Source organism: Aeromonas sp. QDB56, assembly GCF_027705505.1.
In the GTDB taxonomy this organism is placed as follows: Bacteria; Pseudomonadota; Gammaproteobacteria; order Enterobacterales; family Aeromonadaceae; genus Aeromonas; species Aeromonas caviae.
This window is the reverse complement of record NZ_JAPDBZ010000026.1, coordinates 1-20011: the sequence shown is the minus strand read 5'-3', so window position 1 is coordinate 20011 and position 20011 is coordinate 1. Positions and strand designations below refer to the sequence as shown.

The following is a 20011-nucleotide window of genomic DNA, read 5'->3' as shown; positions in this document are numbered from 1 at the left end:
GTGCAGCACTCTCGGTTTTTGCCTGTTCTTGCAGAGCCGCGCATGGTGAGGGGAAAGGATTGGCGTTGCCAGTCGTTCATGGCACCTTATACTCTCCAGTCCGATTATCAGGTCTGCCATTTCCATGAATATTGCCATTTTATCCCGTGAGCCCAACAACTACTCCACCCGCCGTCTGGTCGAGGTGGCCCGGGCCCGTGGGCACCAGGTCGAGGTGCTCGACACCCTGCGCTGCTACATGAACATCGCCTCCCACAGCCCCTCCATCCATTACGAAGGACGGGAGCTGGAGAGCTATGACGCAGTGATCCCGCGCATCGGTGCCAGCATCACCTTCTATGGCACCGCCGTGCTGCGCCAGTTCGAGATGATGAGCACCATGGCCCTCAACAGCTCGGTGGCCATCTCCCGCTCCCGGGACAAGCTGCGCGCCATGCAGTTGCTCTCCCGCCACGGCATCGGCCTGCCGGTGACCGGCTATGCCCACAGCACCCACGACGTACCGGATCTCATCACCATGGTGGGGGGCGCCCCCCTGGTGGTGAAGCTGCTGGAGGGCACACAGGGGATTGGCGTGGTGCTGTGTGAGACCCAGAAGGCCGCGGAGAGCGTCATCGAGGCCTTTATCCAGACCAACAACAATATCCTGGTGCAGGAGTACATCCGCGAGGCCAACGGCGCCGATATCCGCTGCCTGGTGGTCAACGGCAAGGTGGTGGCCGCCATGCGCCGCCAGGCCCAGCCGGGGGAGTTTCGCTCCAACCTGCACCGGGGCGGCACCGCCGAAGCCATCAAGATCACGCCGGAAGAGCGTGCCACCGCCGTGCAGGCCGCCAAGATCATGGGGCTGGACGTGGCCGGGGTGGATATTCTGCGTAGCGCCCGCGGCCCGCTGGTGCTGGAGGTGAACTCCTCCCCCGGTCTGCAGGGGGTGGAAGCCGCCTCCGGCAAGGACGTGGCGGGCAAGATCATCGAGTTCCTCGAGCTCAAGGCGAGCCGCAAGCACAAGCCGGCGGAATGAGCCCCAAACGAGTGTCAGACAGGTAAGCACAGGGCGCCCTCGGGCGCCTTGTTGCTATCTGGAGGGGGGGCTGGAAGGCTGCGGGCTTGCCGGGAAGTGTCTCCCTTCTCCCACTGTGTTGAACAGCCGGAGAGAAGGGCCGGGGATGAGGGGGTTATACCGCCCCGGGGGCGCCGGGGATCATCACCAGCCGGGCGCTGAAGACCCCATCCACCAGGTGGGTCTCAATCTGCCAGCCCAGCTTCTCGCAGATGCGCTGGATGATGGTGAGACCGCAGCCGTAGCCGAGGATCTGATCCGGCGCGGCGGCGGTGGGGTTGCTGATGGTGAGCACCTGCTCATGCAGGGTGATCTCGATGTGCCCCTCGGCGTAGCTCAGGGCGTTTTTCAAGAGGTTGCCGAGGGCGATGGCGAGCAGGGAGAGGGGGGCCTTCACCTCGCTCTCCTCGTCCAGTTGCAGGCGAATGTTCAGCGTCTCCCGTTGCAGCAGGGGGGCGAGGCGGGTCAGTTCCCGGCGAATGAGCGGCGCCACCTGCTGGGGCGGGCGCTCCACGGCCTCCTTGCGTCCCAGCAGCAGGAAGGTTTCGGTGAGCAGGGCCATCTCGTCGGCGGCGGCGCGGATGCGGCTGACGGCGCGGGCTGCCGGGGCGGGCAGGTCATTCACCTTGCCGAGCAGGGCCGCGGATCCCTGGATCACCATGTTGGGGGTGCGCAGCTCGTGGCTGGCAAAGCGGCTGAACTCCTGTTCACGGGCAAACACGGCGGCTACCTCGTGCTTGCCCGCCAGCAGCGCCTGCTCTATCTCTCGCAGCTCCTGCCAGGGAGCATCGGGCACGAAGTCCCCCTGATCCGGGGTGAGGTGGGCGACCCGCTGGCGCAGCCGCTCCAGCGGCCTGGTGATGTGACGCACCAGCCAGATGCCGAAGGCGAGGCTCCCCAGCAGCAGGGCCAGGCCGATGAGGCGGGTCACCAGATGCAGCTTGGCTTCGTAAGGGTCGAGGTAGTCGTCCGCATCGTCGTTGAACACCAGATAGAGCAGCCCCTGACCCGAGGGGTGGGCGCGTACCAGGAAGTGCTTGTCCTCCCGGCCCAGCTGATGCTCGAAGAAGCCGGGGCTCTGGTAGGCCTTGAGCCAGGCGGGCAGGCGGCCCGCCTCTGTCCAGTAGCTGGAGAACTGGCGCGGGCTGGGGGCGGGGGCCGCCATGCCGAGGCGCAACCAGTCGTCGTCATAGCGGGTTGCCTCCGCCTCCAGCCAGTGGCGCAGGCTCAGCTCCTCCATCTTGTTCTCGGCCACCACCATCAGCAGGCTCAGGATCACCAGCAGCAGCAGACCGGCCCCTCCCAGCGCCAGCACCAGGCGCCGGCGCAGGCTCGGCAGACCGGAGGCAAGGGGCGGCGTCGGGTTCGTCATGGGGTCACCAGCCGGTAGCCCTGGCCGTGCATGGTCTCCAGCATGGGGGTGGGGAAGGGCTTGTCGAGGGCGCTGCGCAGGGCATAGATGTGGCTGCGCAGGGCGTCTGAGTCGGGCTCCTCGTCGCCCCAGACGGTGTCGAGCACCTCCTGGCGCGTCACCAGCTGGGGCGCGCGCTTCACCAGCAGGGTGAGGATCTGGAACGGGATCTTGCCGAGCTTGAGCTCGACCCCGGCGCGGGTGGCGCGGCCGCTGGCGGGATCCACCGTCAGATCGCCAAAGCCGAGGACGCCCATGTCCCCTCTGGGGCCACGCAGGCTGAGGGCCTCCAGGCGCACCTCCAGCTCCTCCATGGCGAACGGCTTGACCAGATAGTCGTCGCCCCCCGCCCGAAAGCCTGCCAGCTTGTCCTCCAGGCTGTCACGGGCGGTGAGAAAGAGCACCGGGGTCGCGATGCCGTCCGCACGCAGCCGCTCCACGGTACGCAGGCCGTCGAGGCGCGGCATCATGACGTCCATGATGATGACGTCGAAGCGCTCCTGGGCCAGCAGTTGCAGGGCGGCCTGGCCATGATAGGCGCAATCCACCCTGTGCCCGGCCAGCGCCAGATAGTCCATGATGGTCTCCGCCACCTGGGGACTATCTTCCACCACCAGTATTTTCATGCTCTGATCTCCTGGTCTGTGCCGCTATTTCACGGCCATTTCACACCGGATGGGTCATCCTGTGTGCCAGTGTAACCCCGAGGATCCACGATGAAGAAGTCTCTCTGCGCCTTCTGGTTATTGATTCTATTGCCTTTTGGTCTGGTGCAGGCGGCCGAGTTCAAGCTCACGGGCCGCACCACCTGGCAGCTTGGCCAGTTGATGGTCAACGGCATTCCCTTCGTGATCGATGAGCGCACCCGCTTCAAGGATGGCCTGGATGAGGACGATCTCGGCGGGACCTGGGTCGATCTGGAAGGGGTCGTGCAGGAGACGGCGGCAGGGGCGCGGCGGCTCGTTCGCGAGGTGGAGGCGCTGGAAGAGGAGGACGAGATGGAACTGGAAGGGCCGGTGGAAGGGGGACGGATCTGGGGTTATGTCACCTCGGATGGGAGCCTCTCCCCGTTCGAGGGACGCTGGCTGGAGCTGGAGTGCAAGTTTGACGGCATGCGCCTGAGCCAGTGCCGGGAGGATGACTGACCGGTCAGGGCGGACCGGGAAAAATTGCCCGTCCGGGGCCATAGTTAAACCTCACCCCGTGACCCCGGACCGCCTGCCATGACCCGAACCGCACTCTGCCTGCTGCTGTTGCCCTTCTGCACCTTTGCCGACGACGCCGAGCTCTGGCTGGTGGAGCTGGAGCACAACGACGGGGTGCGCCTGCAATTCCAGGGGGCTGAGCTGGAACTCGGCAGTGCCGAACTGCACGGCGTGGCGCAGCCGGACGGACTCGTGCCCGGCATGCACCTCGCGATCCAGAGCCGCTACGGCGTCGCCGAGACGATCCGGGTGCTCGACGGGGCGCCGGATCCGGCGCTCGGGGCCAGCTGGCGGCGGGCGGAGGATCGACTGCTCACCCACAATCAGCAGGCATTGCTGCTACAGGAACTCGGCGTGCTGGTGTTTGATGCTGACACTCGCTGGATCAACGGCAGCGCCGCCGATCTGCAACCGGGTCGCCGCCTGGTGCTGAGCCGGGATGAAGAGGGCCGCCTCACCGATATCCTCATTCCCGACCCCGAGGATCCCCTCGACGCCGAAGAGTGAGACCTCTCTCCCTTTCCCCTTGTTAATGGCTTGTACTTTAAATTTCCCCACTTATACTGGCGCACATCTTGTCGGAGTGCTGACCGTCGAACGACGCTAAGCTGAGACCGTTAATTCGGGATCCGTGGAACCTGATCAGGTTAAGACCTGCGAAGGGAAACAAGGGTAACTTGCGGGTTACCGCGCCGGGGAAGGCACACCTTCCCGCCAGCTGGAGGCAGACCGCCTCTGGCTGGCACAGGCGCACAGGGGGAGGTTGTCCCGTCCGGTTGTCCTTAGGGCGCCGGGTTTCCAGACTAGGGAAACACCGGGACGGCAGAGCAGGGAAGATCCATGCCCGGCTCACTCCCCCGAGCACACCCCGCCGCAAGTTCATCTTCTCCTCGAACTCCAGACAAGCAAACACCCATAACTTCAACCAGTTAATGTGAGTTTTGCTATGTCTACCAATGTTTCTGATACCACCAAATCCAGCCGCCGCGAGCAGCGCTCCAGCGCCCAGACCTTTATCGACAACCTCAAGGGGATGGCTCACCCCAACTCCCGCCGCATCTTTATCCAGGGTTCTCGCCCTGACATCCGGGTGCCTTTGCGGGAAATCCAGCTGGCCGACACCTTCGTCGGCGGCACCAAGGAGGCTCCCCAGTTCGAGCCCAACGAGCCGGTGCCGGTTTACGATACCTCGGGCCCCTATGGGGAAGAGGCCGCCCCCATCGACGTGCGCCGCGGTCTGCCGCGCCTGCGGGAGAATTGGGTGCTGGAGCGTGCTGACACCGACGCGCTGGACGGGCTGAGCTCCACCTTCACTCAGGAGCGGCTGGCGGACGAGGGGCTGGATCACCTGCGTTTCGAACATTTGCCGAGCGCCCGCCGTGCCAAGCCGGGCCGCCGGGTCACCCAGCTGCACTATGCCCGCCAAGGCATCGTCACCCCCGAGATGGAATTTATCGCCCTGCGCGAGAACATGGGCCGCGAGCGGGTGCGCTCAGAACTCTTGCGCACCCAGCACCCGGGTCAGGGCTTTGGCGCCAGACTGCCCCAGAACATCACCCCCGAGTTCGTGCGCGATGAGGTGGCCGCCGGTCGCGCCATCATCCCCAGCAACATCAACCACCCGGAAGCGGAGCCCATGATCATCGGCCGCAACTTCCTGGTGAAGATCAACGCCAACATCGGCAACTCGGCGGTCACTTCCAGCATCGAAGAGGAAGTGGAGAAGCTGGTCTGGTCCACCCGCTGGGGCGCCGACACCGTGATGGATCTCTCCACCGGCCGCTACATCCACGAGACCCGCGAGTGGATCCTGCGCAACAGCCCGGTGCCCATCGGTACCGTGCCCATCTATCAGGCGCTGGAGAAGACCAACGGCATCGCCGAGGATCTCACCTGGGAGCTGTTCCGCGACACCCTGCTGGAGCAGGCCGAGCAGGGGGTGGACTACTTCACCATCCACGCAGGCGTCTTGCTGCGCTTCGTGCCGATGACCGCCAAGCGCCTCACCGGCATCGTTTCGCGCGGTGGCAGCATCATGGCCAAGTGGTGCCTGTCGCACCACAAGGAGAACTTCCTCTACGAGCACTTCCGCGAAATCTGCGAGATCTGCGCCGCCTACGACGTGAGCTTGTCGCTGGGTGACGGTCTGCGTCCGGGCTCCGTCTACGACGCCAACGACGAGGCCCAGTTCGCCGAGCTGCGCACCCTGGGCGAGCTCACCAAGATTGCCTGGGAGTACGACGTGCAGGTGATGATCGAGGGCCCCGGCCACGTACCCATGCACATGATCGAGCGCAATATGACCGAGCAGCTCGAGCACTGCCACGAGGCGCCGTTCTATACCCTAGGCCCGCTCACCACCGACATTGCCCCGGGGTACGATCACTTCACCTCCGGCATCGGCGCCGCGCTCATCGGCTGGTACGGCTGCGCCATGCTCTGCTACGTGACCCCCAAGGAGCATCTGGGCCTGCCCAACAAGGAGGATGTGAAGCAGGGGCTGATTACCTACAAGATCGCCGCCCACGCCGCTGACCTTGCCAAAGGCCACCCGGGCGCCCAGATCCGCGACAACGCCATGTCCAAGGCGCGCTTCGAGTTCCGCTGGGAGGATCAATTCAACCTGGCCCTGGATCCCGACACCGCCCGCGCCTACCACGACGAGACCCTGCCTCAGGAGTCCGGCAAAGTGGCCCACTTCTGCTCCATGTGCGGGCCCAAGTTCTGCTCCATGAAGATCACCCAGGACGTGCGTGACTACGCAGCAAAGCTGGAGGCCGTTGAGATCAAGCTGGTCGGCATGGATGGCCAGCAGGAGCAGGTAGTGGCTCAGGTGGAGAGCGGCATGGCCCGCATGGCTGAAACCTTCAAGGAGACCGGCGGCGAGATCTACCATCAGGCGGCGACCCTGAAGCAGGCCGCAGGGGAGGAGGCGTGAGCAGCGAGCGCGGGGCTGTCAGCCCCGCCGACCTGTCGCCTGTGACGCAGGCCCGCCCCGTGGTCTGGACCATCGCCGGGTCCGACTCCGGCGGCGGGGCCGGCATTCAGGCCGACTTGCACACGATGCATGACCTCGGCGTGCACGGCTGCTCCGTCATCTCCGCCATCACGGCCCAGAACTCGGTGGCGGTGAAGATGGTCGACCCCGTGCTGATGCAGACCTTCGCCGCCCAGATCGATGCCCTGGGGCTGGATCTGCCACCCGCCGCCATCAAGATAGGCCTGCTGCCGACCCGGCTGCATGTGGAGGTGCTGGCACGCAGGTTGTCGACCGTTGAGGCTCCCTTCGTGGTCTACGACCCGGTGGCCATCGCCAGCACCGGCACCCCCATGGCGGAGCCCGGCATGCTGGTGGCGGTGCGCGAGCACCTGCTGCCGCGCCTCTCCTTGATCACCCCCAATGGTCCCGAGCTGGAAGCCCTGACCGGCCTGCCTGCCACCAGTCCCGAGCTGGTGCGCCTCGCCGCCCGGCGGCTGCGCGAACTCGGCGCTCGCGCCGTGCTGGTCAAGGGGGGCCACCTTGAATGGGGCGGGGATCTCTGCCTCGACTACTACCAGGATGAGACCCGCGAATTCTGGCTCGCCGCGCCGCGCCTCGATACCCGCCACGGTCACGGCACCGGTTGCGCTTACGCCAGCGCCATCGCCGCCGTGGTGGCGCAGGACTATCCGGTGGAGGACGCCATCACCCTGGCGCGGGCCTACCTGCAACAGGGCTTGGCGGCGGCGCAGGGGGTGGGCGCAGGCCCGGGCCCCATCGCCCATCTCGGCTGGCCTGCCGATCTTGCCCACTTCCCCCGTGCCGTGCTGGCGGGATCACCGCTCGATCGCCGCTTCGGATTGTATGAAACAAGCAGCGCCCGTCTGCCGCAGGGCCCCTTTGCGCCGACCGAACACAACCTCGGCCTCTATCCGGTGGTGGACTCGGTCAAGTGGCTCAAACGCCTGCTGGGGGCCGGGGTCAAGACGATCCAGCTGCGGATCAAGAATCTGCCCGCCACAGAGGTGGCGCCGGCCATTCGTGATGCGGTCGCGCTCGGTCGCCGCCATGGAGCGCGGCTCTTTATCAACGACTACTGGCAGCAAGCCATCGAGGCGGGGGCCTGGGGCGTGCATCTGGGGCAGGAGGATATGGAGACCGCCGATCTCGCCGCCATTCAGGCGGCGGGGCTGCGCCTTGGCATCTCCACCCACGGCTACTTCGAGCTGATGCGGGCCCGCGAGCTTGCCCCCTCCTATATCGCACTGGGCCATATCTTCCCGACCAACACCAAGGCGATGCCTTCGCGCCCCCAGGGGCTGGCGCGGCTGCACCACTACCGCGCCCTGATGGCGGAGTGGCCGACGGTGGCCATCGGTGGCATCAGCGAGGAGCGGGTGGCGGCGGTCAAGGTAAGCGGGGTCGGCAGCATTGCGCTGGTCTCGGCCATCACGGCGAGCGATGACTGGCAGGGCGCGACCGAGCGGCTGCTCGCTGCCGTGGGGGCGGGGGATGAACCGCGCTCGGCCTGCGTGATACGGGAGGCAGAACATGCGCTCTGATGCCGCTTCTCTTAGTGACAAAGAGTATCTGAGATACGGCCGCCAGCTGATGCTGGCGGAAATTGGGGAAGCCGGTCAGGCACGGCTCAAGGATAAATCCGTGCTGATCGTGGGCTTGGGCGGGCTTGGCTCGCCGCTCGCCCTCTATCTGGCCGGGGCCGGGGTGGGCACCTTGTGGCTGGCCGATGGCGATACGGTGGACTCCAGCAACCTGCCGCGCCAGATCCTGTTCGATAGCGAGGCGGTCAACCACTCCAAGGCGGAGCTGGCCCGCGAGCGCTTGGCCGCCCACAACCCGCTGGTGGAGCTGATTGCCATCAATCAGCGACTCGATGCCGCCAGCCTGCCGGAGTTTGTGACCGAGGTGGATCTGGTGATCGACTGCTGCGACAACCTCGCCACCCGCCAGGCCATCAACGCCGCCTGCGTGGCCCAGGGCAAGCCCTGGGTCTGTGCCGCCGCAGTGGGCTGGCAGGGGCAGCTGATGGTGCGCACCAGCAGCGATCACGCCTGCTACGCCTGCCTTTATCCGCTGGATACCAAGGTGAGTCAGAGCTGCGAGACCAGCGGTGTCACCGGCCCGCTGGTGGGGGTGATGGGCTCTTTGCAGGCGCTGGAGGCACTGAAACTGCTGCTCGGGATGCCGAGCCCGGTGGCGGGCACATTGCGCCGCTTCGATGCGTTGACCCATCAGTGGCAGACCCTCACGCTGGCTCCCGACCCCGATTGCCCGGTTTGCGGCAGCACCCACCCGGCTCAGGAGAATTAACCATGAAGATCCGATTGAACGATATCGAGCTGACGCTGCCCACCGGCCAGCGCCTGACTGAGCTGCTGGCGGTGCAGGAGATTCCCCCTCAGGGGGTAGCGGTGGCCCTCAACGGCGCCGTGCTGCCCCGTGGCCGCTGGGCCGAGACCCGTCTCAATGACGGGGACGAACTCCACCTCTTCACCGCCATTGCCGGAGGCTGACCCATGATGCTCGCAGTCCCATCTTCGCGTGTTCTGCCTTGCGGCGGCACTTCATCTCTTCTTATCGCAGTGGCCGGAGGCTGACATGCTCAAGATTGCCGATCACACCTTCTCATCGCGCCTCTTTACCGGCACCGGCAAGTTTGCCCGCCCGGAACTGATGGCCGCCGCCATCGAGGCAAGTGGCTCCCAACTGGTCACCATGGCCATCAAGCGGCTCGAACCGGGCAAGGCCCACGACGATATCCTCACGCCCCTTCGGCAACTCGGGGTCAAGTTGTTGCCCAACACCTCGGGGGCCAAGACCGCCGCCGAGGCGGTATTTGCCGCCCACCTGGCCCGCGAGGCGCTGGGGACGAACTGGCTCAAGCTCGAGATCCACCCCGATCCGCGCTACCTCTTGCCCGATCCCATCGAGACGCTGAAAGCCGCCGAACAGCTGGTGAAAGAGGGCTTTGTGGTGCTGCCCTACTGCGGTGCCGACCCCGTGCTGTGCAAACGGCTCGAAGAGGTGGGTTGCGCCGCCGTGATGCCGCTGGGCGCCCCCATCGGCTCCAATCAGGGGCTGGTGACCCGGGAGTTTCTCTCCATCATCGTCGAGCAGGCCAATGTGCCCGTGGTGGTGGATGCGGGGATCGGTGCACCGAGCCATGCGGCGGCCGCCTTTGAGCTGGGCGCCGATGCCGTGCTGGTCAACACCGCCATCGCGGTGAGCGGCGACCCGATCGCCATGGGCCGCGCCTTTGCGCTGGCCTGCACCGCCGGGCGCAGTGCCTATGAAGCCGGTCTCGGCGCCCGCGCCCTGCAGGCGCAAGCCTCCAGCCCGCTTACCGATTTTCTGGGGGCGTTATGAGTCAGCATGCCAATGACCCCACCCCGACCCTCCCCTTGCCAGGGGAGGGAGTGTCGACTTCGCCCTCTTGTGAAGTAGGAGATCGGGGGGGCGGATTAACACCTCCCCCTTGTGAAGGGGGAGGCCGGGAGGGGGTTGAGAGAAAGTCGGAGAGTTTTCTCGATAGATGGCAGGAGCTGGAGTGGGACGATATCGGCATGCAGATCCGCGCCAAGACCGCCGCCGATGTAGAGCGGGCGCTGACTACCTCCCGCCGCACCCTGGCCGACTTTATGGCGCTGATCTCCCCGGCCGCCGAGGCGTATTTGCCGCAGATGGCAGCGGAGGCCGAGCGCCTGACCCGCCAGCGCTTTGGCAACACCATCGGCTTCTATGTGCCCCTCTATCTGTCGAACCTGTGCGCCAACGACTGCACCTACTGCGGCTTCTCCATGAGCAACCGCTTGAAGCGCAAGACCTTGAATAGCGAGGAGATAGAGCGCGAGTGTCTGGCCATCAAGGCGCGCGGTTTTGACAGCGTGCTGCTGGTGACCGGCGAGCACGAGCACAAGGTGGGGCTCGCCTATTTTCGGCAGGTGTTGCCCATCATCCGCCGTCACTTCAGCACGGTGGGGATGGAGGTGCAGCCCCTCTCGCAAGCCGAGTACGCCGAGCTGAAAACCCTCGGCCTCGATTCGGTCATGGTCTATCAGGAGACCTACCACGCCCCCACCTACGCCCGCCATCACCTGCGCGGCAACAAGCGGGACATCGCATGGCGCCTCGCCACGCCGGATCGGCTCGGCCGTGCCGGTATCGACAAGATCGGGCTGGGGGCGCTCATCGGTCTCTCCTCGGACTGGCGCGCTGACAGCTACTTTGTCGCCGAGCACCTCGCCTGGCTTGAGCGCCACCACTGGCAGAGCCGCTACTCGCTCTCCTTCCCGCGCCTGCGCCCCTGCACCGGCGGGCTGGAGCCTGCCGTGGTCATGTCGGATCGCCAACTGGCCCAGCTTATCTGCGCATGGCGTCTCTTCTCGCCCGCGCTGGATTTGTCCCTCTCCACCCGCGAGTCCGCCACCTTTCGCAACGGCGCGGTGCGTCTTGGCATCACCCAGATGTCCGCCGAGTCGCGCACCCAACCGGGGGGCTATGCCGAGGGGGATAAAGAGGAGCTGGAGCAGTTCGCCATCCACGACGATCGCCCGGTGGGGGAAGTGGCCGCCGCCGTGCGGCAGGCGGGGTTGCAGCCGGTGTTCAAGGACTGGGAACCCTTCCTGGGCCGATAGGGGCGGCCACGCCCCCCTTTGCCGGTGGCATCCGGCATGGTTGGGCGGTGTTTGGCCACACACCTTGCTGGTGGGACGCTTTGGCTCCCTCCCCTGCAAAGGGGAGGGCTGGGGAGGGGTCTTGATGCGATATTTCATTGCCATCGTAGGGTCGATGAGCCGTCAGGCGTAATCGTCCGTTCCAAGGCATGGTGTTGGCGGAAGGAGCCGTTGTGTGGTGGCACGGCTTTGCCGTGCAGGACGCGAGGCCGCTGGCCTCGAAGGGTTTTCGCCCGCCCTTCGGGCTTGGGCGAGTAACTTTTCTTTGCGTGGCCAAAGCAAAGTCACCAATCGAGCGGCCACCCCCGCTTATTTGCCCGACTTACGTCGGGTTCCTTCGGCTCACCCGCTTGTCCGACGGCACGCGCCGACGGGCCTTTGGCTTTCACCATCCATGGCTTCGGCCAAAGCCCGCTTCGAACATCCCTGTTCTCGCGCCAAATCGGGTCGAGCGGCGCTCGCCCTTGCCCGATTTGGCCCATGGTCTGGCGCCGCTCGCTCGACATCCTGTCTCGCGGCCTGGACAAGCGGGCTAGCCTCAGCGAATAAAAGGGGGGGGGGGGAAACCAAGGTCGTACCAATGAGACCTTTCCATGTCGAGGGTACACCACGCCTCAGTCATGTGGTGCTCAAAATAGTGGGTGCCCCAATCACGAACGATGCTTCATTTTAATGTATGGAGATGGTATTCACCTGACAGTTGCCCACAAAAGGGAGTGGTCATACGGCTTCAAACCGGATAACAAAACGGTACCCCTACCGTGTTATCCGGAGTCACCGTATGACCACCAACGAGAAAGTAGCACGTCGCAAACTCAGCCTGCTAGGGAAGGTGCGAATAAGTCATATGGCACAAGAGCATTTACTGGTAACCCATTGATATTAAATGACTAAAATTTTCATTTTTTGTTCGTGGGATACTTGTTCGCACTTTCCTTAGGAAAACGCCAAGTGAACAGCGCGTTTTCGCACTGAGCCTCAGTGCCATAGTCCTTGAGAAACTCAAACAGGCTGTAGCCTTTCTGGAATTGGATTTTGCTTTTGGCCATGATCTCGCACCTCGATAACTGTACGTAAGATCAGTATAGTTCGTGGTAACTGACTGCTAATCATGGGTAATCAGGTAGACATTTGCATCAATAGGCTGGCCATGGAGGAATATACGGTTCCTTGCCCGACACTCAAAGGCGGCCCCGGCAGCGATGGCGACGTCTTCGCTGGCGCTGTTGCCAATTCCCATCACGATCTCCAGCCGAAATAGGCCCAACTGCTGAAAGCCAAAGTCACGGAGCAGGGCGACCGCCTGACGGGCGATGCCGCAGCCTTGGCGAGATTGCCTCACCCAATAGCCGATATTGCCGTAGCGATGATGGGGCGACAGCTGGTTGATACCTGCGCCACCCAGCAGTTGGCCGGTGGTGGCGCAGAAGATGCCCATGTCAAAGGCGCGTCCCGCCGCGCGATCCTGATCGCAGGTCGCAAACCATCCCATCGCCTGCTCCCGGTTGAACGAGGGAGTGCACCAGCTCATCCATTTGCCGACCGTCTCGATGGATTCGTGGGTCGCGCGGACAAACTCGTCGGCATCGCCCGCTTCGAATGGACGGATCATGAGTTTGGCGTTGGCATTGGCAAGACGCTGGAATGGCATCACTTATCCTGCTTCTTCAAGAAATAACTCACATGCCCCGGCGGCATATCGGGCAACTGGCCAAAGACCTCGTAACCCTGCTTCTGGTAGAAGGGGAGGGCCTGAAAACTGGTGGTTTCCAGATGGTAGTTGGTGATGCCCTTGCTTTGGGCGTACTGCTCCATGGCGCCGAGCAGGCGGCCGCCCCAGCCATCGCGGCGGATGCGTTCGTCGATCCAGAGCCAGTCGACGTGCAGCCAGCCCCACTTGATGTCGGCGATGATGCCGCCGTGAACCTTGCCCTCTTCATCCTTGATAAAGCTGGCGATCCGCTCGCGCAGATGGGTGCCGGCGTGATCCTTGTTGTAGCCCGAGAGACCAATGCGCAGCGCTTCGATCTCATCGTCCTGAGGCGGTTGGGGTGGGGTGAGTTGCATAGTGCTTCCTGCTTGATGGTGGTTGTCTCTAACGGGTTGCCGCTTCCAGCGCGGCTATCTCGCCGCCGCTGATAAGCGGCAGGTTGCGGCTGATCTGCTCTACCGGCCAGTCCCACCAGGCGATGGCGTTGAGACGGGCGATGGTGTCGTCGTCGAAGCGGTAGCGGATCACCTTGGCCGGGTTGCCGCCGACCACGGCATAGGCGGGAACGGCGCTCTCCCAGCCGTTGCCGAAGATAAAGAAGGGGTAGGTGGAGAAGCCGGAGGTCTGGTGGTTGGCGCCGTTCATGATGAACTTCACCCCGCGGGCGATGGCGCAGAACTTGCCGATGATGAGCTTGTCGCCGATGAAGGGGAAGTGGTAGAGGACGTTGCGCTCGAAGCCCGCCGCATCCTCCGGATCGTCGTAATAGGTGTAATCACCCACCTCGATATTGGGCCCCTTGATGGTGTTCTTGATAAAGCACACCTGGGGGAAGCCGTTCATGGGGTGGGGGTTGGCGGGATCGGGTCCGTGCATGGGGGACTCCTCTGGGATCTGGGCTCAGGCTACCCTAACGGAATCGGGTGGAGCCTTGCCACCCTTTTGTGCCCTCCGCTTCGCCAGTCTCTGTCGCCCCCTGCCCATGTGCGCATCGACCCGGGGCGGGTTTGTCTCTAGCATGGAGGGGCGGCGGAGTCTGGCTCCGTCAAAATGGATGATGGACGAAGTGCGCCTTGCACACTTCTGGCGGAGAGAAAAGATGAAGCTGCGTTCCTTGTTGATGGTGGGTGCCCTGCTGCTGGGCGGATGTGCGGTCAATCCCTATGGGGGGACGCCTGCGCCGGTCGGCGAGCCGGACAAGCCGGTGACCAAACCAGAGAAACCCGTGGCCGAGCCTGACAAGGCCGAGCCGGTGCCTGCTCCCAAACCCGTGGCACCGACGGGGCTGGCGGTCGCCCTGGCCGATGACTTCCTGAAGGCCGCCGATGTGCAGGCGCTGGCGGGCAGCAGCCCGGTACTGCTGCTGATGGCGCCCCAGAACGGTACAGGTGAGCCCTTCAGCACCCAGCCCCTGGCGGTGGCCATGATCCAGCGCATTCAGGCCAATAGCGGCTTTCGTTTCGCAGACCCGGGTCAGGTGGCGGCCATCACGGGTCAGCTCGAATACCAGCAGGGGGGCATGAACCCCGCCTCCCTGGTGCGCCTGGGTCGTCAGACCGGGGCGGGTTACATGCTCTACGGGGATCTCCTCTCTGAAGGGGGCCGCTACCGGCTCGCCATGAGCCTGATGGATCTCAAGAGCGGCGAACTGCTCTGGAACGCCAGTCGATCCGCGGCCCGCTGATGCCGGCTCGCCATGAGCCTGATGGATCTCAAGAGCGGCGAACTGCTCTGGAATGCCAGTCGATCCGCTGCCTGTTGATGCCGGCTCGCCGGATCCCACTTGACCGGGATCCGGCCCTGCCCCCCTTGTCCGGGGGCGGGAATACCCTTGTGGTTCCCCTGGCGTCACATGCGTTGGTATGTCGCACTGCCTGAAGGCAAAAACACCTTCCTGACTGTCTGACAACTCTGGTTCTGACAGCATCCCCGATTGCTACCATTCACTTTGCCGGAGGCTTGTCCGGTGAACACGTCACCGATCGCATCCTTCCCGCCCGGCAGGCAGCTTTCTGCCCCTGTGCGATACTCCATGAGTCTTGTATAACAGGAGTACAGGGACCCACTCCCACGGATAGCAAGGAGCTCGGATGGCGCTCTCAGTGGCACAACTCTACGAAGTGATGGCCCAGTTGCCGGATCCCGTTTTCATCCTCAGCGAAGATGGCTACTACATCGAGTACATCGGCGGGATGGAGCAGCAGTCCTACCAGAACGGCAACCCGCTGATCGGCAGACAACTGCTGGACGTGCTGCCCGAGGACAAGGCGCAGTGGGTGATGGCGCAGGTGGCTCAGGCCCTCGTCAGCGGCCAGGTGCAGGTGGTGGAGTACGACCTCTCCCCCGCCGAGGTGGATGGCATCGACGCCGACGCCGGGCCCCAGGGAATGCAGCGTTTCGAGGGCAAGATAGCGCCCTTGCCCTCTTTATATGAGGGGAAGCGGGCGGTGGCCTGGATGACCCGCAGCATCACTCGCCAGCACGAGCTGCAACAGCGGCTCAAGCGGCTCGGGGAGACGGATCAGCTCACCGGCCTCTACAACCGCCACTTCTTCTTCGACCAGTATCACCACAGGGTGCAGGGGCAGCATCTCACCGGTCTCATCATGCTGGATCTCGATCACTTCAAGCAGATCAACGATCGCTTCGGCCACCAGACCGGTGACAAGGTCTTGTGCCGGGTCTGCGAGTGCGTCTCCGCCCAGTTGCGGGGGGAGGATCTCTTCGTGCGCAGCGGTGGCGAGGAGTTTCTGATCCTGCTGCCGCAGATAGACGAGGGAATATTGCTGAAGGTGGCGGAGCGGATCCGCGCCGCAGTGGCGGCCATGGCGCCGGATCCCGCCCCGGTGACCGTGAGTCTGGGCACCACCCTGATCCGGCCGGGAGAGGATCTTGGCACCGTGCTGGCCCGGGCGGACGAGTGGCTCTATCGGGCCAAGCGGGGCGGGCGCAACCGGGTGGCCCACGATGGGGCGCCCTGAGGGGCGCAGTGAACAGGAAAGAGGGCGACCCGGGGTCGCCCTCTTTCATTTGGCCGGGCCAGATCAGCCGAACAGGGTCGAGATATTCTGCCCCGCCATCAGCAGGCCGATGGCCAGGGCGCTGAACCAGACCAGGGTGGCGGCGACCAGGGTATAGCCGAGGGCGACGAAGAGACCGTCCCGCTGCAACATGCCGATGGCCAGCAGCAGGATGGCCCAGGCGGGCATGGCGTTGGTGAAGGGAATGGCGCCGAGCGGCAGCATCAGCAGCAGGGCGGCCAGCATGATGAGCAGACCGTTGCAGCGGTTGATGGTCACGCTGCCGGTCAGGATGAGCAGGCGCGGGCGGATGAAGCGGTCGATGCGGGCCAGCAGATCCGCCCCCTTGTGCAGGGTCGGCTTGAGGTGCTCGGCGGCGAAGCGGCGCTCCATCAGGAAGGCGGGCAGCCAGGGCACCCGGTTGAGGGTGATGCCGATGCCGATGAAGAGGATCAGCAGGCCAAAGGGGGTGCTGACGCCGGGAATGGAGACCGGCAGCAGGAAGGGAACCGTGAGCAGCACGCAAAACAGCAGCATGCCCTGCTCGCCCACCAGGGCCAGCATCTGGCGCAAGCTGATGTGGCTCTCCTCGATGGCGTGGGCGGTGGCCCTCAGGGTATCGGAGAGCGTGCTTTTGGGGTCGTTGAGTTGCGCGGCAACCATTCCTGAGATCCTCGTCTGTTGATGCCACCGCTGTGGCGCCGTCAGCTTACGGGGGCGAGGTTAATCCCGGATGAATAACCCCGGGGAGCACAGATATTTCCATCGGGAGCGGGGCAATGAGGCTGGTACAGCCCCCGTCCAGTGTGGGAGACGGGCGCCCTGATATGCTTTGCGCAGGTCTTTTCACCAAAGGATGAGCACATGAGAGGAGCGATGGGGATGGTGCCGGGGTTGCTGCTGCCCCTGGCGGGCTGGGCAGCCGAGCCCCCGGCGACGGGCTGGCAGCTGACTCCCTTTGCGGGATACAGCTCGGCCATCGACTTTCGGGCCATGGACGAGCCGGCCCCCACGCCGCACGGGAGCGACATCGACACCCTGCAAGGGGAGCGCTCCGGCAGCTGGGGGCTCTTCATCAGCAGGGAGGTAGATGACCCCGGCATGGTGGAGCTGCTCTACAGCCACCAGTCGACCCGGGTATCCCCCGAACTGCCCGACAGGCTGACGGTGGACACCCTGCAGTTTGCCGGGGCCCTGACTCTCTCGGACAACCTGATGGCCCCCTATATCGGCGCCGGGATCGGGGTCACCCGCTTCGATGCCTACGACAGCGAGACGGCCCCTTCCATGTCCCTGGCCCTCGGGGTGCAGCCGCGCCTGACCGAACATCTGGCTGTGCGGGCCGAGGTGCGCGGTTATGGTGCCCTGGTCAACGACGACAGCCAGTTTCTCTGCAACCCCGAGATCTGCGCCTTTCGGGTGCGAGGGGAGCTGATCACCCAGTGGCAGGCCAATATCGGCTTGACCCTGAGGTTCTGAGCCCCGCTCGGACTAGGCGATGCCCTTGGTGAGGCGACTCAGGGGCTCGTTGACGTCGAACACCTTGTACTGCACCGCGCTGGCGCCCATGGCGAGCACCCGCTGCTCGTGCATGGTGGCGTAGGCGAGGGCGCTCCCCTCATCCTCGAACAGATAGATGCCGCCCGCCTCGCCGGTGCGCGGGTTCTCGGTCCAGATCTTGGAGATGAAGCCCGGCTCCTGGGTGATGGAGTCGGCCAACGGCATGGCCGCAGCAGTGAGGGCCGGTCCCATCATCTCGGCGGGGAAGTTGAAATGGATCTGCAGCAGGCTGGGCATGATAAACCTCTCGTGGGCGTTGATTGACGGAATCCGCATCATAGGAAGCCAGCATTTTGGCTGCAAGAAGGCACATTTTCGTGGCATAGTTACCGCAAAGTAACCACTCGCGAGCCATACCGTGCCCTCACTGCCCTGTCCCGCCTATCAGGTATTGCGCCTGCTGACCGGCAAATGGAAGCCGGCCATTCTGTTTCATCTGCGCGAACAGACCCTGCGCTTTGGCGACCTGCGCCGCTGCCTGCCCGAGGTGAGCCAGAAGGTGCTCACCGCCCAGCTCAAGGAGCTGGAGAGCGACGGTGTCATCATCCGCACCCTCTACCCCGACGTACCGCCCAGGGTGGAGTACAGCCTGAGCCCCCTTGGCGTCGCCCTGATCCCCCTGCTTCAGCAGATGCACGATTTTGCGCTGAACCACGTTGATCTGCTGGCTGGTCAGGGTCCTGTTTCTAGCGAGCCCGCAGCAACCAGCGGCTGAGGGCGGTGGCCGCCAGCAGTCGGTAGCCGAGCAGAGTGAGCGCCAGCAGCGCGGGTACCTTGAGGAGTTCCCACCACACCTGTTTGCCCTGGGGGCCGAAGATCATCAGCCACACCACCAGCATCATGTGCAGACAGTAGAGGCCGAGCACCTTGGGGGCCTGGCGCTCCAGCCAGCTGCCTTTGCCCCATGCGGGGTTGGCCAGCAGCAGGCCGAACAGCCCCAGCGCCCAGGGGAGCGAACCCAGCAGGAAATCATGACGAGCGAGGGGGACGGCGGCAACGCGCAGCAGACCTGCGGCCTCCAGGGCGTAGAGCCCCATCCCCGCCATCATCATCAGGGCGCAGCGCCTGGCGTCCGGCTGCCAGGCACGCAGGCGCAGCTCGGCGCCAAGCGCCACGAACAGCAAGGAGAAGAAGGGGCCGTTGCGGGTCAGCAGGGCCCACTCGCCCCCCGGCAGCAGCGGGCCATAGGAGCCACCGATCAGGGCCAGGCTGTAGAGCAGGGCCCCCAGCAGCAGGGCCAGCCTCGGCAGGCGGACCTGCTGGCAGAGCCCCAGGATCAGCACCGCCACCATCAGGGCGGGCAGGAACCAGAGGTGGATCATGCCGCCCACCCACCAGACGTTGAGCGGATCCCCGAGCTGCATCTGCCACTGGCCTGCCATGGCGGGCAGGTAGCCCTCGCTCACCGCCGCGAGCGGGTTGAAGGGTATCAGCACGTAGAGCAGGCTCCACGCCAGCCAGAGCCCCAGCAGGGGTCGGCAGTAGCGCAGTGCGACCGTCAGCGGGTGGCCTGCGGCGAGGGCGGGCTGCAAGAAGTAACCGGCGCACAGGAAGAACAGCGGCACCGCGAAGCGGCAGAGCTGGTTGATGACGGCCCCGACCAGAGGGTAGGGCGTGCCGTCCCACAGGGCGGGGTCGAAGGGGTTGCTGAAAGGGGATAGATGGATGGTCATCACGGCCAGGATGGCCACCACTCGCCCGCATTCGATGCTGGAGATGCGCATGATTCCTCGTGGCGTTCGGGAGCTGGGCGCACCCTATCAGCCGCAGGTGCTCCCTATCCAGCCGCCTGGTCGCCAACTGTGACCCCCATCGGCGGCCGGTTACCCTTTGTTACCCGAGGTGCGGGCAAGGTTACCGCCGCCGGGAGCGGGATCCCGTTTTGGTGTCGGTAAAAGGGCTAGAGCAGGGCCACCAGCACAGTGACCAGGGCGCCCAGCAGCAGCAGGGTGATGCCGCGACCGGCGGGGCCGTGCAGCTTGTTCCACATCAGCAGGCTGGTGAGGGCCAGCAGCAGCATGGCCAGGGCCGCCAGATCGCCCACCAGTTGCCAGGGCAGGCCGGTGCCCATGCCACGGTGCAGCCGGTTGAGGCTGGCAGCGAAGTTGGCCTGCTGCAGCTCGGTGCGCACCAGCAGAGTGCCTTCCACATAGCTGGCGGCCACGCTCTGGCTGAGGGTGACACCGCGCAGCTCCCAGCGGGCCGGCAGGGTGAGGGCGCCGGATGGTGTGAGCAGGGTCTGGGGCGGGGTGATCTGGGGTCTCCCTTAACCATCCCCTCGTATGAGCGAGGTGTGGCGCGGCTTCTGAGGTATGATCGCCATCCTTGACCAGCTAATACCCGACAGATAATCGCCATGTTTAACCACGA

21 protein-coding genes, 2 pseudogenes and 1 riboswitch are annotated in these 20011 nt (G+C 64.8%); of the genes and pseudogenes, 13 read left to right on the top strand and 10 right to left on the bottom strand.

The features are described from left to right. The first annotated feature begins 124 nt into the window (after positions 1–124). Positions 125–1021 (top strand): 30S ribosomal protein S6--L-glutamate ligase, encoded by an 897-nt coding sequence (gene rimK / locus OKB81_RS06455; protein WP_010672657.1) that lies wholly within the window; start codon positions 125–127, stop codon positions 1019–1021. A 154-nt stretch (positions 1022–1175) separates the two neighbouring features. Here rimK and OKB81_RS06450 read toward each other — a convergent pair whose 3' ends face one another. Further along, positions 1176–2432 (bottom strand): sensor histidine kinase, encoded by a 1257-nt coding sequence (locus tag OKB81_RS06450; RefSeq protein WP_160838134.1) that lies wholly within the window; start codon positions 2430–2432, stop codon positions 1176–1178. Then, positions 2429–3097, bottom strand: a complete 669-nt coding sequence (locus OKB81_RS06445) for a response regulator transcription factor (protein ID WP_160838136.1) — start codon at positions 3095–3097, stop codon at positions 2429–2431. The genes OKB81_RS06450 and OKB81_RS06445 overlap by 4 nt, the downstream gene beginning before the upstream one ends. Positions 3098–3187: 90 nt before the next feature. Here OKB81_RS06445 and OKB81_RS06440 point away from each other — a divergent pair, with 90 nt between their 5' ends. From OKB81_RS06440 to thiH, 8 genes are all read left to right on the top strand, one after another. After that, the gene (locus OKB81_RS06440) at positions 3188–3616 is read left to right on the top strand and encodes a hypothetical protein (protein ID WP_029313554.1); all 429 of its coding nucleotides are present in this window, start codon (positions 3188–3190) and stop codon (positions 3614–3616) included. Between the two features lie 78 nt (positions 3617–3694). Beyond that, positions 3695–4183: a hypothetical protein gene (locus tag OKB81_RS06435; RefSeq protein ID WP_103244130.1), complete on the top strand. Its 489-nt coding sequence runs from the start codon at positions 3695–3697 to the stop codon at positions 4181–4183. A gap of 62 nt (positions 4184–4245) precedes the next feature. After that, positions 4246–4359: riboswitch (TPP riboswitch) on the top strand. A gap of 263 nt (positions 4360–4622) precedes the next feature. Further along, the gene (gene thiC, locus OKB81_RS06430; protein WP_160838138.1) at positions 4623–6614 is read left to right on the top strand and encodes a phosphomethylpyrimidine synthase ThiC; all 1992 of its coding nucleotides are present in this window, start codon (positions 4623–4625) and stop codon (positions 6612–6614) included. After that, positions 6611–8218 (top strand): thiamine phosphate synthase, encoded by a 1608-nt coding sequence (gene thiE / locus OKB81_RS06425; RefSeq protein WP_160838140.1) that lies wholly within the window; start codon positions 6611–6613, stop codon positions 8216–8218. Before thiC ends, thiE begins: the two co-directional genes overlap by 4 nt. Continuing rightward, positions 8208–8987 carry a HesA/MoeB/ThiF family protein gene (locus OKB81_RS06420; protein ID WP_160838142.1) on the top strand — a complete coding sequence of 260 codons (780 nt, stop codon included), beginning with the start codon at positions 8208–8210 and terminating at the stop codon, positions 8985–8987. Before thiE ends, OKB81_RS06420 begins: the two co-directional genes overlap by 11 nt. A gap of 2 nt (positions 8988–8989) precedes the next feature. Further along, positions 8990–9190, top strand: coding sequence for a sulfur carrier protein ThiS (gene thiS / locus OKB81_RS06415; protein WP_039040452.1), 201 nt, complete (start codon positions 8990–8992; stop codon positions 9188–9190). 85 nt (positions 9191–9275) lie between these two features. Continuing rightward, positions 9276–10043: a thiazole synthase gene (locus tag OKB81_RS06410; protein WP_052815867.1), complete on the top strand. Its 768-nt coding sequence runs from the start codon at positions 9276–9278 to the stop codon at positions 10041–10043. Then, positions 10040–11311, top strand: a complete 1272-nt coding sequence (gene thiH / locus OKB81_RS06405) for a 2-iminoacetate synthase ThiH (RefSeq protein WP_201922227.1) — start codon at positions 10040–10042, stop codon at positions 11309–11311. The genes OKB81_RS06410 and thiH overlap by 4 nt, the downstream gene beginning before the upstream one ends. A 959-nt stretch (positions 11312–12270) precedes the next feature. Here the strand turns inward: thiH and OKB81_RS06400 are convergent. The 4 genes and pseudogenes from OKB81_RS06400 to OKB81_RS06385 form a co-directional block, all read right to left on the bottom strand. Further along, positions 12271–12399: pseudogene (locus OKB81_RS06400) on the bottom strand (IS1595 family transposase); the annotation flags it as partial. A gap of 56 nt (positions 12400–12455) precedes the next feature. Then, positions 12456–13001, bottom strand: a complete 546-nt coding sequence (locus OKB81_RS06395) for a GNAT family N-acetyltransferase (protein ID WP_270665167.1) — start codon at positions 12999–13001, stop codon at positions 12456–12458. Further along, the gene (locus OKB81_RS06390; RefSeq protein WP_160838146.1) at positions 13001–13417 is read right to left on the bottom strand and encodes a GNAT family N-acetyltransferase; all 417 of its coding nucleotides are present in this window, start codon (positions 13415–13417) and stop codon (positions 13001–13003) included. Before OKB81_RS06390 ends, OKB81_RS06395 begins: the two co-directional genes overlap by 1 nt. Positions 13418–13445: 28 nt before the next feature. Beyond that, positions 13446–13937: a CatB-related O-acetyltransferase gene (locus OKB81_RS06385; protein ID WP_270665166.1), complete on the bottom strand. Its 492-nt coding sequence runs from the start codon at positions 13935–13937 to the stop codon at positions 13446–13448. A gap of 223 nt (positions 13938–14160) precedes the next feature. On the opposite strand from OKB81_RS06385, the gene OKB81_RS06380 reads away from it, so the two are divergent. Both OKB81_RS06380 and OKB81_RS06375 read left to right on the top strand, forming a co-directional pair. Next, the gene (locus OKB81_RS06380; protein ID WP_010672673.1) at positions 14161–14745 is read left to right on the top strand and encodes a hypothetical protein; all 585 of its coding nucleotides are present in this window, start codon (positions 14161–14163) and stop codon (positions 14743–14745) included. Between the two features lie 406 nt (positions 14746–15151). After that, positions 15152–16042: a sensor domain-containing diguanylate cyclase gene (locus OKB81_RS06375; protein WP_048208927.1), complete on the top strand. Its 891-nt coding sequence runs from the start codon at positions 15152–15154 to the stop codon at positions 16040–16042. A gap of 63 nt (positions 16043–16105) precedes the next feature. Here the strand turns inward: OKB81_RS06375 and OKB81_RS06370 are convergent, their stop codons facing one another. Next, positions 16106–16744, bottom strand: coding sequence for an exopolysaccharide biosynthesis protein (locus OKB81_RS06370; protein ID WP_160838150.1), 639 nt, complete (start codon positions 16742–16744; stop codon positions 16106–16108). 201 nt (positions 16745–16945) lie between these two features. Here OKB81_RS06370 and OKB81_RS06365 point away from each other — a divergent pair, with 201 nt between their 5' ends. Further along, a complete protein-coding gene (locus OKB81_RS06365; RefSeq protein WP_042864545.1) occupies positions 16946–17560 on the top strand; it encodes an outer membrane beta-barrel protein in 615 nt (204 codons plus the stop codon). Positions 17561–17572: 12 nt separating this feature from the next. Here the strand turns inward: OKB81_RS06365 and OKB81_RS06360 are convergent, their stop codons facing one another. Beyond that, positions 17573–17878: a monooxygenase gene (locus OKB81_RS06360; protein ID WP_160838152.1), complete on the bottom strand. Its 306-nt coding sequence runs from the start codon at positions 17876–17878 to the stop codon at positions 17573–17575. Positions 17879–17999: 121 nt separating this feature from the next. Here OKB81_RS06360 and OKB81_RS06355 point away from each other — a divergent pair, with 121 nt between their 5' ends. Next, positions 18000–18356, top strand: a complete 357-nt coding sequence (locus OKB81_RS06355; RefSeq protein WP_042015355.1) for a winged helix-turn-helix transcriptional regulator — start codon at positions 18000–18002, stop codon at positions 18354–18356. On the opposite strand, the gene OKB81_RS06350 is transcribed toward OKB81_RS06355, so the two are convergent. Beyond that, on the bottom strand, positions 18328–19365 hold the full coding sequence (locus tag OKB81_RS06350; RefSeq protein WP_103244140.1) for an acyltransferase: 1038 nt from the start codon (positions 19363–19365) through the stop codon (positions 18328–18330). The two genes, OKB81_RS06355 and OKB81_RS06350, sit on opposite strands and share 29 nt — an antisense overlap. 176 nt (positions 19366–19541) lie before the next feature. Beyond that, positions 19542–19907 (bottom strand): annotated as a pseudogene (locus OKB81_RS06345) (PepSY-associated TM helix domain-containing protein); the annotation flags it as partial. Positions 19908–20011: the final 104 nt, after the last annotated feature.

Coding starts and splice junctions, on each gene's coding strand:
- rimK (WP_010672657.1), top strand. CDS start 125: ATGAATATTGCCATTTTATCCCGTGAGCCCAACAACTACTCCACCCGC.
- OKB81_RS06450 (WP_160838134.1), bottom strand. CDS start 2,432: ATGACGAACCCGACGCCGCCCCTTGCCTCCGGTCTGCCGAGCCTGCGC.
- OKB81_RS06445 (WP_160838136.1), bottom strand. CDS start 3,097: ATGAAAATACTGGTGGTGGAAGATAGTCCCCAGGTGGCGGAGACCATC.
- OKB81_RS06440 (WP_029313554.1), top strand. CDS start 3,188: ATGAAGAAGTCTCTCTGCGCCTTCTGGTTATTGATTCTATTGCCTTTT.
- OKB81_RS06435 (WP_103244130.1), top strand. CDS start 3,695: ATGACCCGAACCGCACTCTGCCTGCTGCTGTTGCCCTTCTGCACCTTT.
- thiC (WP_160838138.1), top strand. CDS start 4,623: ATGTCTACCAATGTTTCTGATACCACCAAATCCAGCCGCCGCGAGCAG.
- OKB81_RS06420 (WP_160838142.1), top strand. CDS start 8,208: ATGCGCTCTGATGCCGCTTCTCTTAGTGACAAAGAGTATCTGAGATAC.
- thiS (WP_039040452.1), top strand. CDS start 8,990: ATGAAGATCCGATTGAACGATATCGAGCTGACGCTGCCCACCGGCCAG.
- OKB81_RS06410 (WP_052815867.1), top strand. CDS start 9,276: ATGCTCAAGATTGCCGATCACACCTTCTCATCGCGCCTCTTTACCGGC.
- thiH (WP_201922227.1), top strand. CDS start 10,040: ATGAGTCAGCATGCCAATGACCCCACCCCGACCCTCCCCTTGCCAGGG.
- OKB81_RS06395 (WP_270665167.1), bottom strand. CDS start 13,001: ATGCCATTCCAGCGTCTTGCCAATGCCAACGCCAAACTCATGATCCGT.
- OKB81_RS06390 (WP_160838146.1), bottom strand. CDS start 13,417: ATGCAACTCACCCCACCCCAACCGCCTCAGGACGATGAGATCGAAGCG.
- OKB81_RS06385 (WP_270665166.1), bottom strand. CDS start 13,937: ATGCACGGACCCGATCCCGCCAACCCCCACCCCATGAACGGCTTCCCC.
- OKB81_RS06380 (WP_010672673.1), top strand. CDS start 14,161: ATGAAGCTGCGTTCCTTGTTGATGGTGGGTGCCCTGCTGCTGGGCGGA.
- OKB81_RS06375 (WP_048208927.1), top strand. CDS start 15,152: ATGGCGCTCTCAGTGGCACAACTCTACGAAGTGATGGCCCAGTTGCCG.
- OKB81_RS06370 (WP_160838150.1), bottom strand. CDS start 16,744: ATGGTTGCCGCGCAACTCAACGACCCCAAAAGCACGCTCTCCGATACC.
- OKB81_RS06365 (WP_042864545.1), top strand. CDS start 16,946: ATGAGAGGAGCGATGGGGATGGTGCCGGGGTTGCTGCTGCCCCTGGCG.
- OKB81_RS06360 (WP_160838152.1), bottom strand. CDS start 17,878: ATGCCCAGCCTGCTGCAGATCCATTTCAACTTCCCCGCCGAGATGATG.
- OKB81_RS06350 (WP_103244140.1), bottom strand. CDS start 19,365: ATGCGCATCTCCAGCATCGAATGCGGGCGAGTGGTGGCCATCCTGGCC.